Source organism: Candidatus Enterococcus testudinis (genome assembly GCF_002140915.1).
Lineage (GTDB): Bacteria > Bacillota > Bacilli > Lactobacillales > Enterococcaceae > Enterococcus_D > Enterococcus_D testudinis.
Window position 1 is genome coordinate 487,705 of the sequence record NZ_NGKU01000001.1, and the last position, 14,674, is coordinate 502,378.

Genomic DNA, 14,674 nt, shown 5'->3' on the forward strand with positions numbered 1-14,674 from the left:
TAGAGGTGCGGTCTATTGATTGATATTTTCTGTAGATAAGAAAGGAGACGGCAATGAATAAAATGAAGTATCAAGATGTACAGACACAGATTCTCGAACAAATAGCCAATGGCACGTTTTTACCAAATCGAAAACTACCATCAGATTATGCATTGGCAGAGATGTTCCAATGTAGCCGACTGACCATTAGAAAAGCGATTGATGGATTGATCCAACAACAAAAGATTGTGAAGTATCCAGGTAAGGGCAATTATGTCATGCAGCACGCAAAGATTCAAAGCGGTGCAAATGGCTTACAAAGTTTTACTGAACGGGCCCGTGTTGAAGGGAAAACAGCACAAACAGACATCTTGAAGATAGACGTGCTGACAGATGTACCAAGTCAAATCAGTCAGATTTTTTTGAAAAGCGATCTCAAAGAAATGATTCATTTGGTCCGTTTGCGTTCTTTAGCACATGAACCTATGACATTAGAAAATATCTATATTCCTCGTACACGATTGTCCGATGATAAGAACCTGATCGATTTCTCGGGCTCTTTGTATGATGAAATCGAAAAAGTCGGTGCGATCGGCTATGCCCAGCAAGAAATCGAAGCAATCAAATGTCCAGCAACGATCGCCAAATTATTGTCTATTGCGGCGGATGAACCCGTGCTCTTCTTGAAAGCAATCACCTATACGCCGGACGGCCGCCCGATCATGTACGAAACATCGTATTATCGTGGTGATAAGTATACCTTCAAACAAATAACTAGTCGCCAACGTTAAAAGGAGAAAAGAATGAATTCATTCAAACAAAGCATTACCAATCATTGGCCAGACTTCTTAAAGGACTTGCAGCAAATGATGCAGATCGCAAGTGTGAAAGGAACAGCGACAGCGGAAGCACCCTATGGAGAAGGCCCGTTGAACGCTTTGAAACAAGCTTTGGCATTTGGAACGATGTACGGTTTTAAAACCAAAATGATCGATGGGAAAATCGGTTATGTAGAATGGGGCCAATCATCCACTGACTACATCGGCATCTTTGGTCATGTAGATGTGGTTGCGGCTGGCGCTGGCTGGTCGGTTTCGCCCTTTGATTTGACAGAAAAAGCGGGTCGATTCTATGGTAGAGGGATTTTGGACAATAAAGGACCAATCATGAGTTGTCTCTATGGATTGAAGTTGCTGAAAGATGCTGGGATCGAACCAAAAAACACGATCCGTATCGTCTTTGGCTCTGATGAAGAAAGTGGGATGTCAGATATACCAGCTTATCTTGCAGCAGAACCAGCACCAGTCTTTGGCTTTACGCCTGATTGTAAGTATCCAGTGGTGTATGGAGAACGAGGCATCGTGCACGTTCTTCTTGCATTCTCATTGACAGAACAAGACCTGCACATGCTAGGGACTTTTGAAGGAGAGCAGTCCACAGCCTATGTACCCGATTGCGTATCGACGACCTTGTCAGGTGAGAAGATGACAGGATATGGCAAGCGCGCACCAAGCAATGCCCCAGAGCTGGGAAAGAACGCGATTACGCAACTGGCCATTCAACTTCAGCAGCAAGAGGCATTGTCTGCAAAAGGACAGGCAGCATTTGCTTGGATCGTAGAGAAGCTCCATGAGCAGCACACTGGGGCAGGGTTTGGGCTGAATCAATGCACTGAAACCACAGATCAATTGCTGATGACGCCTGTCATTTTGCAAAAAACACCTACCGGTTTGTCTTTGGCAATCAGTGTGAGGTATCCAGTCAATACAAAAGAAGAAGAAGTACTGACCTGCATGGAGAACGCGCTACCCTCAAATGCGTCTATCCATGTAACGAGACGTTTGCCTAGTATTTGCCGTGATAAGCACAGCCTTGGCGTTACGCTTTTGTCAGAGGTGTATGCCCAAATGACAGGAACGTATAGCCCACCAGTCACGACAACTGGGGCAACTTACGCGCGTAAAGTGTCCAATATTGTTGCATTTGGTCCATCTTTTCCGGGACAAAAGGGGATTGCACATCGTGAAGATGAATATATGGCTGTCGATGATTTAAAACAGAACCTTGCCATCTATATGCAAGCGATAGCGGCTTTAATCGAGGATGAAACGATCATACAAGCAATGAAATAATCAAATGATGGAGGAACGTACCTATGTGGGGAACAATAGCAACCTGGCGTATGGCACACGATGGCGTCATCGCAGCTAAAGACATATTAGCAGGGAATGGTGACTGCAAAGATGCCGTGGAAACTGCGATCAGAAAAGTAGAAGATTATCCGTATTATAAATCTGTAGGGTTTGGCGGTCTGCCCAATGAAAGAGGTATCGTAGAATTAGACGCAGCGTTTATGGATGGCGATACATTCCAAATAGGTGCTGTGGCAGGCATAACAGATATCGCAAATCCAATCGCCGTGGCACGAAAATTAAGCTTGGACACCTTCAATAGCTTTCGCGTCGGGCAAGGGGCAACTGAATACGCCGTACTTGAAGGATTTGAACGTAAGAATATGTTGACGCCGCGGGCGAAAAAAATATGGGAAAAACGTTTGGCAGAGATTGCGGACAAAAAGTTGAATCCTTATGATGGACATGATACAGTCTGTGCTGTCGCACTGGACCAAAAACAAAGCATGGCTGTTGGCACATCTAGTTCAGGATTGTTTATGAAAAAATCTGGTCGCGTAGGTGATTCGCCGTTGTCAGGTTCAGGATTTTATGCAGATAGTGCGATTGGCGGCGCAGCAGCAACAGGCTTAGGCGAAGATTTGATGAAAGGATGTTTATCCTATGAAATCGTTCGCTTGATGGGGGATGGACACACGCCCCAAGCCGCATGTGACCGAGCAGTGTATGGCTTTGATCAGCAGTTACGGAATCGTTTGGGCAAAGCAGGCGCTTTTTCGTTGATTGCAATGAACAATCAAGGGGCGTGGGGCGTAGCAACAAATGTAGAATTTACCTTTAGTGTAGCCACTGAAAGACAAGCCCCAAGTATCTTTATGGCGACCCCCGGACCTAATCAAACTACAGTGATCGAACCCATCACGCAAGAATGGTTGGATGCTTAAGAAGCAAGAATCAAAGCGCCGGTATAAGTAGAATGTAGAAAGTAAAAATTCAGCAGTCTATTGCGTGCAAGACAAATGATGAAGCCAACGGCACTGAAAGGGGAATGTGACAATGCAACACACAGCATTTGGTGTCTATGGCATCATGGTCAAAAATGAAGCATTATTGGTTATCAAAAAGAAGGCTGGTCCTTATCAATATCGATACGATTTGCCTGGCGGCAGTTTGGAAACAGATGAGTTGCTAGAAGAAGCCCTTTGTCGGGAAATTTTAGAGGAAACCGGCGCGCATGTAAAGCAATGGAGCCAATTAGGTGTAGTCAATTTTTTGTATCCGTGGACCTATCAAGATACAACAGAGAATAATCATATATGTGTGTTTTACAAAATAGAAGAACTTTTGGGAGAAATTTGCGAAACAGCCGTTGATTTTGAAGGACAGGATTCCCTAGGGGCTTCATTTATTCCATTGAATGCACTAAACGAAACCAATGCCTCTTTGCCAGTGCTAAAAGCAGTAGATTATGTGCAAAAAGGGCAGTTTTGTACAAATAGCAGTAGATTATATGAGTGGCACGTACTGTCAGAGGATATATTCTGATGATTGAATGTAAATAAAGTTGTCCGTTGGAAATCATGCTCACAAAAACACATGTAATATAATAACTAAAACCTATAACTGGAAGCAATCAAAACAACACAATAATGAATGAAAACGCTTGATTTAAATAAATATCAAAAACTGTGAAAAAAATCACAAAAAACTATTTACAAATAAAAAGAGATGTTGTATCATTCTATATGTGAAGTACTTAACAAACAAAAACTTGTTTAAGAACTAGGAGGAACAACAATGGCTAAGACATTGGAAAAAGAAGTAACCATCGATGTACAAGGAATGATCGACGATTTAGCAACCAAAGCAAATATTGCATTAAAAGAAATGGAAAACTTTGATCAAGAAAAAGTTGACCACATTGTGCATGAAATGGCAATGGCAGCACTAGACAAACATATGCCTCTTGCGAAAATGGCAGTCGAAGAAACTGGCCGTGGTATTTATGAAGATAAAGCAATCAAAAACATGTATGCATCAGAATATATTTGGAACAGCATCAAACATGATAAAACAGTGGGCGTAATCAATGAAGACAAACAAAAAGGTCTGATTGAAATTGCAGAACCAGTGGGCGTTGTCTGTGGTGTGACACCAACAACCAACCCAACGTCAACAACGATCTTCAAAGCGATGATCGCATTGAAAACGCGTAACCCAATCGTATTTGCTTTCCATCCATCTGCACAAAAATGTTCAGCAGAAGCCGCACGTATCGTCCGTGATGCAGCGATTGCCGCAGGCGCACCAGAAAACTGTGTGCAATGGATCGAACATCCATCTATTGAAGCAACGGGTCTTTTGATGAACCATCCTGGTATTGCGATCGTATTAGCAACTGGTGGTGCTGGCATGGTCAAAGCAGCATATTCAACTGGAAAACCAGCCTTAGGTGTGGGACCAGGTAACGTACCATCTTATATCGAAAAAACAGCCAAAGTAAAGCGTGCGGTCAACGATTTGATCGTTTCAAAAACGTTTGACAACGGTATGATCTGTGCTTCTGAACAAGCAGTGATCGTCGACAAAGAAGTTTATGCAGCAGTCAAAGCAGAATTCGAAGCACATCAAGTCTATGTGGTGAAACCAAAAGAATTGCAAAAACTTGAAGATGCGGTCATGAATGAAGGCAAATATGCAGTTAACCCAGCAATCGTAGGTCATTCAGCAATGGATATCGCGAAATTAGCAGGTATTAAAGTTCCTGAAGGCACGAAATTATTGATTGCAGAATTAGAGGGTGTCGGTGCAGATTATCCATTATCTCGTGAAAAATTGTCTCCAGTATTGGCAATGATCAAAGCCAACAATACAGAAGATGCTTTCCAAAAATGTGAAGCAATGCTTGATTTAGGCGGATTGGGCCATACAGCCGTTATCCATACTGAAAACGAAGACTTGCAATTGGCCTTTGGTCTACGCATGAAAGCCTGCCGTATCTTAGTCAACACACCTTCAGCAGAAGGCGGAATCGGAAATATTTACAACGAAATGATTCCTTCATTGACATTGGGTTGCGGTTCTTACGGAAAGAACTCTGTTTCACGCAACGTATCAGCTGTAAACTTGATCAACGTAAAAACTGTAGCGAAACGGAGAAATAATATGCAATGGTTCAAATTGCCACCAAAAATTTTCTTTGAAAAAAATTCATTGATGTACCTTGAAAAAATGGAAAACGTTGAGCGTGTGATGATCGTTTGTGATCCAGGTATGGTTCAATTTGGCTACTGTGATACCGTGCGCGAAGTCCTTGCCCGTCGTAAAAACGATGTGAAAATCGAAGTCTTCTCAGATGTAGAACCAAACCCATCAACAAATACCGTTTATGCCGGAACAAAAATGATGGTTGATTTCAAACCAGATACAGTGATTGCATTAGGCGGCGGTTCAGCAATGGATGCAGCGAAAGGCATGTGGATGTTCTATGAGCACCCAGACACATCATTCTTCGGCGCAAAACAAAAATTCTTGGATATCCGTAAACGGACATACAAAATTGATAAACCAGAAAAAACACAATTCGTATGTATCCCAACAACGTCTGGTACAGGTTCTGAGGTGACACCATTTGCCGTAATCACAGACAGCGAAACGCATGTGAAATACCCATTGGCTGACTATGCGTTGACACCAGATGTAGCGATCGTTGATCCACAATTCGTGATGTCAGTTCCTGCTTCTGTTACTGCAGATACAGGTATGGACGTATTAACACACGCGATTGAATCTTATGTGTCAGTCATGGCATCTGATTACACCCGCGGCTTAAGCTTACAAGCCATCAAATTGGTCTTTGAATACCTAGAAAAATCAGTGAAGACACCAGACATGGAATCTCGTGAAAAAATGCATAATGCATCAACAATGGCAGGTATGGCCTTCGCCAATGCATTCTTAGGTATTTGTCACTCTGTAGCCCACAAAATCGGTGGAGAGTATGGTATTCCTCACGGACGTACAAACGCGATTCTATTGCCGCATATCATCCGTTACAATGCCAAAGATCCGCAAAAACATGCGATGTTCCCGAAATATGATTTCTTCCGTGCCGATACAGATTACGCAGACATTGCGAAATTCTTAGGCCTTAAAGGAGAAACGACTGCTGAATTGGTAGATGCGTTGGCTACAGCAGTTTATGAATTAGGAAAATCTGTTGGTATCGACATGAACTTGAAAGCACAAGGTGTGACACAAGAAACATTAGATACAACGGTTGATCGCATGGCTGAATTGGCATACGAAGACCAATGTACAACAGCAAATCCTAAAGAACCATTGATCTCTGAATTGAAACAAATCATTGTGGATGCCTACAACGGCTAAGCAAATGAAATAGACCCAGCCCCGCGGTATCTTAGCTGCCAAAGGGCTGGTTCTTTTTTCAACGTTTTCTTGACGAATCAAAAGAAAAACGTAACAATGGATATAGGAGGTGACTTAAATGTCAGTAGAAGCATTAGTTGTAACGCTAAAAGCGCAGCAAGCACAAATGGAAGCGTTACAATTGGAGTTAAGTCATAGCCAGCTCATGAAAAATGAACAAGCCCAAACTTTTATTTATGATTTAAAAGATTATTTGGATAGCTTGGCTGTGGTTACAGACTTAGTACCGAAACAAGAAACCGAAGGAATAGTAGTTGAAGAATTGGCATCAACATTAGGTGAGCAACAAGGAACGCTTCATCGGTTGATTCAAGCACTTAAAAAAATTGAAGAAGATGGAGACCGCTTTTTTGATGCATCAGAGGGAGAAATTCGGCGGATGTATGGCAGTCTGCAAGGTATTCTTGAGTTGAACAGTTTACTGCTTCAAGAGAATCCGGCTTTTCAACAAGTGATTAAAAAAGCCGGGGGTATCCAAGAAGATGTTTCGACAGAAGTAGAAAAAACTAGTTTTTTACAGCGTTTATTCAAAAAAAAGTAGTAGTTACGTTCAAGAGAATCGAGTCATTTCGTAGAGAAGTAGTTTTTCTATCCGAAATGACTCGATTCTATTTTTTTGTTTGAGGAACCACAGTGTAGGCGGTAGATATCCAACGTGTTGTAGTATCTAAAATTAGAAGAGATGAGAAAAGTATTTGCAGTATAAACAGAAAAATTGTTATTTTATTTTGTTTAGTAAAAAAATAAAATAAAGCTTTCATCATTTTATACTTTTTTAAGTAAAAAAAGGTAAAAAAATACAGAAAAGCGTTTTCTTTTTTTCTCAGTTGATTATAATAGAGATGATAAGAGAGGAGTTTTATCTATGATAAGAATAACCATGGCAATACTAGATAAAAAGGGGAGAATAAAAGAAGGTCAGTTTTCTCATGATACAAAGCAGCAAGAGATTAGTGCTTCGGGAGAAGATTTTGTTCAGCTTGCGTTACAGAATTATCTTTATGAAGAGGGTGATGAAATCAAGGTGACATTAGATAGGGCGGATACTTTCCTGGTTGTAAAACTTGACGAGACGTTGGATTCAACAATGATTTATATAAAAGAGAAAGAGTGGCGGTATGTAGTAAAACGTACGCAAAATGCTCTTGAAGCGGCACCAAAGTTTCGTTTTGCAGGTAACTGTCATTATTTGCAAGCACGGGTAGCTACCTTGGCAGAAGTTCGTGCCTATCGTAATATTGCTCTTAACCCCCATGATCAGAAAAATGATAGTGGTGCTTACCCTCATGCTCGAGCTAATGTAGAAACAAGAGAGGATGCGACCTTCTTTGCCTGTAATGCAATTGATGGTATTTTTGCCAATCGCTCACACGGAAACTATCCTTACGGTTCATGGGGAATCAACCAGCAGGCAGATGCTGCTTTGACGATTGAATTTGGAAAAGAGGTTCAAGTTGATCGTGTTCGTCTGACATTAAGAGCTGATTTTCCTCACGACAATTATTGGAAAAAAGTAACAGCAGTCTTTTCTGACGGCAGTAGTGAGACTTTTGAAACTAAAAAGACGGATATTGGACAATCATTTGATTTTGAAAAGAGAGAAACAACCTGTATCACGCTGTGTGAATTGATTCAATCAGATGATCCATCACCATTCCCTGCGCTAACGCAAGTGGAGGTATTTGGCTATTATGAGGAATAATCGTAAAAGAATGAGTGTGAAATCATTAGAAAATGAAGTAATCGAAGCAGCTAATAAATATGTTTCTGAAGGTGTGATTCCAAATTTGCCTTATACAGGATACATTACTTTTTTAGAAACGGGTGAGCGGTTGACCTTTGAGAAGGCTTACTTTGAGCGTCGTAGACAATTAGTGGCGTTGGGTCTAGGCTATTACCTCGAAAAAAAGGAAGAAACGAAAACTTTACTTATGCAATTATTATGGGAAATATGTAATGAGTATACCTGGAGTTTACCGGCACATCTCCCAGTATCAGAAGGATGTTATAGCCATGAAGCCAAAACAACCATCGATTTGTTTGCAGCTGAAACCGGACAGGCGTTGAGTGAACTATTGACATTGATTGGTGATAGGCTTGACCCGATAATTAAATGTAGGATATTGGAGGAAATCGAGTATCGTATCTTACGTCCGTTTGAAGGTAAGAACAGGGAATGGGAAGATAAAGAAAATAATTGGTCAGCAGTAATAGGTGGGTGTATAGGAATGACAGCTATAGATGTGGTTGATGATAGCGCACGATTGTCAGCAATCATCAGTAGATTGGATCGGTCAATGGCTAGTTATCTGAATGGTTTTGGCGAAGATGGTGCGTGTGTTGAGGGAGTTGGCTACTGGAATTATGGGTTTGGTTACTTTATTTATTATGCTGAAAAACTGAGTGCAGTGCTAGGAGACCAGCGATATTTAGAACTTCCAAAAGTGAAAGCAATCGCGGCGTTTCCGTACTACACGATGATTGATTTGGATAAGTATGTACCTTTCTCTGACTATGCAGTCAGCTCATTATCGAGTGGATTGGTCAGTTATTGTCATCAACAATTTCACGTTCCTGTACCACAGTTAGCTGGTGGTGTCAGTTCTTTAGAAAGTGATCATTGTTATCGATTCGCTCAAATGTATCGGAATTTGATATGGTATGACGACGCTATTGTCAAAAAAGCTACAGCCGATGTTTTTCATTACTATGAATCAGCGCAATGGCTGATTGTCAAAAAATCAAATGTATTCTTTGCTGCGAAGGGTGGACACAATCAAGAAAGTCATAATCATTTAGATGTTGGTCATTTTATTTTGGGACTTGATGGCACCTTATTTTTAAGTGATTTAGGTGCAGGTGAATACACAAAAGAATATTTTGACGAGGCGCACAGATATCAGTTTTTTGTACCTTCCGCTGGTAGCCACTCAATTCCAGTGATCAATGGTGTCACACAACAGGAATATGGAGAGCGTGCCCTTGTCAAAGAGGTGACAAATAGCCGTTTTGTTCTGTGGTTAACCGATTTTTATCCGCAGGCAAATCTAAGCTCATATATTCGTTCCTTTGATATAGAAGAACATAAAATGACCATTGTTGATCAGTTTCGATTTCAACAGTCGGATAACGTGGTCAAGGAACAATTCATTACGGAAATTGAGCCGCTCGTCTCAGGACAGTCTGTTCGGTTGATTCATGAGGAAAATGTTTGTCATTTGCATTTTTCTACAGGCATAATTTCTGTTCAGTCTGTTGCATATAAGAATCATTATGGCGTTGAACATATAGCTTATGTCATTCAAGTAGTTAGTCAGCATGGGAATGACGATCAAATTAAAACGGTTGTTTCTTGGAATAAGCGATAGTACAGAGTAAATACAAAGCAACCTGCTTCTCTCTCGTGCCAAAGAGGCAAACGGAGAGGAACAGGTTGCTTTGTGTTTATATTTCTAGGTTTTCCGCGGTTCTCCAGTAGATTCGCGGACAATCAAGTAGGTACTCAAAAAGATCCGACGGGCAACACTAGGATTAGAGATGCGATTATAAAGTAATTCAATTCCAGTTTCGCCCATCTCTTCTGTAAACGCACGGACAGAGGAGAGAGGTGGAGAAACATAGCGAGAAACAGAAATATCATTGATGCCCATCACACTGATCTCTTCTGGTACAGCAATTCCTTTTGCGGTCAACGTGTGAATGATCCCAATCGCAAAAGCATCATTTGCGGCAAGGATTGCGGTAGGCAGGGATTCTTTCCACGCGTCCAAGGCTTGTAATGCCAACTCTTCACCAGTTTTCACATCAAGTGCACTATTTTCTTTTACAATAAAATAAGAATCGTCATACAGATCGTAATGTTTCATCATATCTAAATATGTATTGACTGTTGGTGTTTTGTAACGTCGATAGCCGTACATATTTTGACTTTCTTCGGCGCCGATAAAGGCAATTTTTTGATGCCCTAAGTCAATTAAGTGGTTTAAAGCTAATTCTGTCGCTTGGGCAAAATCAGTATTGACAGAATCATAATCATCTAAAGGAAAGTTACTGCCAATCACACAAAGATTAGGATGTAATGAATGGAGTTCGGCAACTTTTTCTTGTGTGAATTTTCCAATCGCTAATAATCCATCTAACCCTTGAATCACATTAGGATCTAGTTGAGAAATTTTCAATAAGTCGCAGCCTAATTCAGCTGCACGCTTTTCCACACCCATGCGAATTGACATGTAATAAATATCTTCTAGTTCCTCGTCATCGATACGCCATTGAACGATCCCAATCGAGATTTCTTTTTTTTGCTGTTTGATTGGCGCAATGACTTTCTGCTTTTGTTTGGTTTTGTACTTGGTATAATTCAACTTCTCAGCAGCTTCGAATATCTTGCGCTTGGTTTCCTCAGTCACAGAAAGGCTAGGATCATAATTTAAGACTCTCGAAACAGTGGAGATTGAAACTTCAGCAATGGATGCTATATCAGTAATCGTGGCCAAACAAATACCTCCTTCTAAATAACTTAATAACTCTAGTATATTTCTTTTTACTAAAAAAACCAATAGTTAAATCTGTCTCTTATACACATCTCTCTAGTATATTTCTTTTTACTAAAAAAACCAATAGTTAAATCGCGTCCGAAGAAAAATTTTACTTAATTTTAGGAAAAGTATTGATTTTTTTCCTAAAATTAAGTATGATGATTTTTGAAGAAAGCGTTTTAATTTGTGGGGTGATTCATTTTGAAAATGTATAAATTGTTATTTTTATTTGTGGCGATACTTATACTGAGTGGATGCGGTATCCAAAATGAAGAAACACAGGTGAGAGAATTTTCTCTAGAGGCAACAACGAAATTGAAAACAGCAGCGACAATATATCCTGACCGTGCGTATCAAGATGGGGAAGTTCCTTTAAATGAATGGATTCAAATGACTGGAAAAATTACTGATACGGATAGTCAAAGTGAAGAAATCCGGAAAGGAGATCGCTTTGTTCTACAAACAGATTCGGCGAAATACCAAATATTTAATCAACAAGAAACAACGCTGTATCTTAATGATGAAGTCACTGTTTATGGAGAATACTATGGATTTATTAAAGGAACGTTGATAGAAAGGAATACTGGACGATGATCAATAAAAGAATTAAGGGTAATCCATTTGAACAATATGAAGAAGTAGCGGAAGGGTTTAATGACATGTTGGATGTTTTACATCCATATTTTCATTCAGAAACTGCGGGAGGATTAGATTTAGGAACCCACGGAAGTGTATATGACAAAAAAATTCAAAATATGGAAGCTTTTTTAAGGCCTCTTTGGGGATTAGGTCCATTTCTTACGCAAAATGATAGTCCGTTCTTAGCAAAGTATATGGAGGGAATCATAGCTGGTACGGATCCTAATGATCCAAACTATTGGGGAATAGTCCAAGATTCTGATCAGCGAATCGTCGAAATGGCCTCATTAAGTACATTGTTCTTATTAAACAAGGAAAAGACGTGGATGAAGCTGAGTCAAGAGCAGCAAAAAAATGTACATGCTTGGCTGATTCAAGCGAATGATCACGAGATACCTGCGAACAATTGGCATTTTTTTCGTATATTAGTCAATTCTGCAATGAAGAAATGTGACATGTCCTACTCTCAAGAACAGATTGATAAAGATTTTGCGATGATTGAAACTTTTTATTTGGGGGATGGCTGGTATTTTGATGGTGTGCCAACACAGATAGATTATTATGTATCCTTTGCCATACACTACTATAGTTTGCTTTATTACAAATTAGTGCCAGAAGATGAAGCGCGTGGTCAACGTTTTAAGGAACGTGCGATTCAGTTTGCCCAAACTTTTAAATACTGGTTTTCTGCAACAGGAGCAGCAGTTCCTTTCGGTAGAAGCTTATCTTATCGCTTCGCACAGGTTTCGTTTTTCAGTGCTTTGGTATTCGCAGGTGTGGAAGCGTTACCTTGGGGCGAAATCAAAGGAATCATTAGTCGCCATCTGCATCATTGGATGCAACAAGATATTTTTACACCAGAGGGTTTACTGTCTGTGGGGTACTATTATCAAAATTTGGTCTTTGCTGAAGGCTATAACGCTCCAGGATCTCCTTATTGGGCATTTAAAACATTTCTTTTATTAGCGGTATCGAAAGAGCATCCATATTGGCAAGCGAAATCACAACCATTGCAAGTGAAAGCGAAAAAGTATCCCCATCCAATTAGTAGAAATTATTATCAATATAGTTCGGATTTGACCCATGCACTAATGTTTCCAGCAGGTCAATTCATCAATAATCAGAGTCATGCAAATAGTAAGTACAGTAAATTTGTCTATTCTTCCATTTTTGGCAATAGCGTACCAAAAAGTAATTATTGGTATTACGAAGGTAATTTTGATAATTGCTTAGCTTTGTCAGAAGATGATCATTATTTCCGAACAAAAGAATTGGGGAATTTCTTTGATATAAAGCCTGATCGTATTGTTCACGAATGGTCTCCTTGGTCAGATGTTCATATCAAATCCACGATCATTCCTCTGGAAGGTTGCCATGTGAGAATTCATGAAGTGCAGTCAGCGCGTTCTTTATATTTGTATGAGGGTGGTTTCTCCACGCCACAAAAAAATAGTGATGTGGTACAACGCAAGGGTACAGCCTCTGTTACAAATGCTATAGGCTACTCGAAAATAGAATCTATCTTTGGTTTTGAAGAAAGTAGCGTAGTTAGGACAGAACCAAATACGAATCTGTTTTTCCCAGCAACGTTACTCCCTCATTTGAAGGTAAAGAAAGCTAGTGGAAATTATTTATTGGTATCAGTTGTTACTGGTTTGCTACCTCATGAGAACGCACAATCAGTAGAAATAAAACAAAGCAGTGGGCAATTGACGATCAAGCAGTCTGAAACGAAAATCGTCGTTGCTTTGGCGGGAGGAAAAGATGAAGATGAGCAAGGCAACAAGTGAAAGAATAACGAAAGAGTGGTTACAAGAAGAAGTAGCGTTTGTATTAGAAAAGGTAGAAAGAAATTTAAATTCTTTCACGGATTTGGTTCCGACAGCTGCAAGTGTTGATCAAGTATATCAACCTGAGGAAAATACAGATTGGACGGCTAGTTTTTGGAGCGGCATGTTGTTTTTATGCAAAGAATTGAGTCAAGGGGATGACTTTGATCATGTCATCGACCATCAGATAGGAGCCTTTCAACATCGATTAGATCATCAGATAGCATTAGAAACGCATGACATTGGTTTTCTCTACATTTTATCAGCATTGGCTGATTATCAGATCAATGGTCGTGAATCATCAAGAGATATGGCTTTAGAAGCTGCTGATTTGTTGATGGAACGATATTCACCAAAGGCAAGAATCATTCAAGCTTGGGGTGATCTGAATGATCCGGAACAAAGAGGACGGATGATCATCGACTGCTTAATGAATTTGCCGTTGCTTTATTTTGCATCCAGAGAAACGGGAGATCCTAAATATAGAGAAGCGGCTTACGCTCATGCGAAACAAACACAAACATATATTGTGAGGGACAATGCGACAACATTTCATACCTATTATTTTGATACAGAAACTGGTGAACCGCTATATGGAAAAACACAACAAGGCTTTTCCGATGAATCCTGTTGGGCACGTGGTCAAGCGTGGGGAATTTATGGCTTTACTCTCAGTTATCTCTATACTGGAGATTACAGCTTTTTAGAAACTGCAAAACAAGTAGCGGATTATTTCATTGCAAATTTACCAGAAGATAAAGTCTGTTATTGGGATCTGATTTTTAACGACGGAAGTAATGAGGAAAGAGATAGTTCATCGGCTGCAATCGCCGCTTGCGGATTATTGGAATTAGCAAAACACTTGCCACTCACAGATGAAAAAAGCCAATTATATCAAAGCGTTGCACTAGAAATGATGGCAGTATTAGCAGAAAACTATACAACTAAACATACGCCACAATCTAACGGGCTCTTATTGCATGGCGTCTATGACAAAAATACAAACAAAGGTGTGGATGAGTGCATGATCTGGGGAGATTATTTTTACCTAGAAGCGCTAACACGCCTAACACAATCTTGGTATATGTATTGGTAATTCAATGGGATA

At 40.1% G+C, this 14,674-nt stretch carries 12 protein-coding genes; 11 read left to right on the top strand and 1 reads right to left on the bottom strand.

Features of this window, described 5'->3' with window-relative positions; translation table 11 throughout:
* Nucleotides 1–53 precede the first annotated feature (53 nt).
* The 8 genes from A5886_RS02430 (at nt 54) to A5886_RS02465 (ending at nt 9,928) form a co-directional block, all read left to right on the top strand.
* Entirely contained in the window at nt 54–770 is a 717-nt protein-coding gene (locus A5886_RS02430; protein ID WP_086273476.1) for a GntR family transcriptional regulator, LSA1692 subfamily, read from the top strand.
* 12 nt (nt 771–782) lie between these two features.
* Nucleotides 783–2,111 (top strand): Sapep family Mn(2+)-dependent dipeptidase, encoded by a 1,329-nt coding sequence (locus A5886_RS02435; protein WP_086273477.1) that lies wholly within the window; start codon nt 783–785, stop codon nt 2,109–2,111.
* Nucleotides 2,112–2,134: 23 nt separating this feature from the next.
* A complete protein-coding gene (locus tag A5886_RS02440) occupies nt 2,135–3,055 on the top strand; it encodes a glycosylasparaginase (RefSeq protein WP_086273478.1) in 921 nt (306 codons plus the stop codon).
* Between the two features lie 112 nt (nt 3,056–3,167).
* On the top strand, nt 3,168–3,656 hold the full coding sequence (locus A5886_RS02445) for an NUDIX hydrolase (RefSeq protein ID WP_086273479.1): 489 nt from the start codon (nt 3,168–3,170) through the stop codon (nt 3,654–3,656).
* Between the two features lie 252 nt (nt 3,657–3,908).
* Entirely contained in the window at nt 3,909–6,500 is a 2,592-nt protein-coding gene (adhE, locus tag A5886_RS02450) for a bifunctional acetaldehyde-CoA/alcohol dehydrogenase (protein WP_086273480.1), read from the top strand.
* A gap of 118 nt (nt 6,501–6,618) precedes the next feature.
* The gene (locus A5886_RS02455) at nt 6,619–7,101 is read left to right on the top strand and encodes a hypothetical protein (protein WP_086273481.1); all 483 of its coding nucleotides are present in this window, start codon (nt 6,619–6,621) and stop codon (nt 7,099–7,101) included.
* Between the two features lie 324 nt (nt 7,102–7,425).
* Entirely contained in the window at nt 7,426–8,262 is an 837-nt protein-coding gene (locus A5886_RS02460) for a hypothetical protein (protein WP_086273482.1), read from the top strand.
* Nucleotides 8,252–9,928, top strand: coding sequence for a heparinase II/III family protein (locus A5886_RS02465; protein WP_256926120.1), 1,677 nt, complete (start codon nt 8,252–8,254; stop codon nt 9,926–9,928). The genes A5886_RS02460 and A5886_RS02465 overlap by 11 nt, the downstream gene beginning before the upstream one ends.
* 84 nt (nt 9,929–10,012) lie before the next feature.
* On the opposite strand, the gene A5886_RS02470 is transcribed toward A5886_RS02465, so the two are convergent.
* On the bottom strand, nt 10,013–11,056 hold the full coding sequence (locus A5886_RS02470; RefSeq protein WP_086273483.1) for a LacI family DNA-binding transcriptional regulator: 1,044 nt from the start codon (nt 11,054–11,056) through the stop codon (nt 10,013–10,015).
* A gap of 249 nt (nt 11,057–11,305) precedes the next feature.
* On the opposite strand from A5886_RS02470, the gene A5886_RS02475 reads away from it, so the two are divergent.
* From A5886_RS02475 to A5886_RS02485, 3 genes are read left to right on the top strand one after another with little or no spacing between them, the layout of a single operon-like run.
* On the top strand, nt 11,306–11,692 hold the full coding sequence (locus A5886_RS02475; RefSeq protein ID WP_086275960.1) for a hypothetical protein: 387 nt from the start codon (nt 11,306–11,308) through the stop codon (nt 11,690–11,692).
* A complete protein-coding gene (locus A5886_RS02480; protein WP_086273484.1) occupies nt 11,689–13,527 on the top strand; it encodes a DUF2264 domain-containing protein in 1,839 nt (612 codons plus the stop codon). Before A5886_RS02475 ends, A5886_RS02480 begins: the two co-directional genes overlap by 4 nt.
* Entirely contained in the window at nt 13,508–14,662 is a 1,155-nt protein-coding gene (locus A5886_RS02485) for a glycoside hydrolase family 88 protein (protein ID WP_086275961.1), read from the top strand. Before A5886_RS02480 ends, A5886_RS02485 begins: the two co-directional genes overlap by 20 nt.
* Nucleotides 14,663–14,674 lie beyond the last annotated feature (12 nt).

Coding starts and splice junctions, on each gene's coding strand:
- A5886_RS02430 (WP_086273476.1), top strand. CDS start 54: ATGAATAAAATGAAGTATCAAGATGTACAGACACAGATTCTCGAACAA.
- A5886_RS02435 (WP_086273477.1), top strand. CDS start 783: ATGAATTCATTCAAACAAAGCATTACCAATCATTGGCCAGACTTCTTA.
- A5886_RS02440 (WP_086273478.1), top strand. CDS start 2,135: ATGTGGGGAACAATAGCAACCTGGCGTATGGCACACGATGGCGTCATC.
- A5886_RS02445 (WP_086273479.1), top strand. CDS start 3,168: ATGCAACACACAGCATTTGGTGTCTATGGCATCATGGTCAAAAATGAA.
- adhE (WP_086273480.1), top strand. CDS start 3,909: ATGGCTAAGACATTGGAAAAAGAAGTAACCATCGATGTACAAGGAATG.
- A5886_RS02455 (WP_086273481.1), top strand. CDS start 6,619: ATGTCAGTAGAAGCATTAGTTGTAACGCTAAAAGCGCAGCAAGCACAA.
- A5886_RS02460 (WP_086273482.1), top strand. CDS start 7,426: ATGATAAGAATAACCATGGCAATACTAGATAAAAAGGGGAGAATAAAA.
- A5886_RS02465 (WP_256926120.1), top strand. CDS start 8,252: ATGAGGAATAATCGTAAAAGAATGAGTGTGAAATCATTAGAAAATGAA.
- A5886_RS02475 (WP_086275960.1), top strand. CDS start 11,306: ATGTATAAATTGTTATTTTTATTTGTGGCGATACTTATACTGAGTGGA.
- A5886_RS02480 (WP_086273484.1), top strand. CDS start 11,689: ATGATCAATAAAAGAATTAAGGGTAATCCATTTGAACAATATGAAGAA.
- A5886_RS02485 (WP_086275961.1), top strand. CDS start 13,508: ATGAGCAAGGCAACAAGTGAAAGAATAACGAAAGAGTGGTTACAAGAA.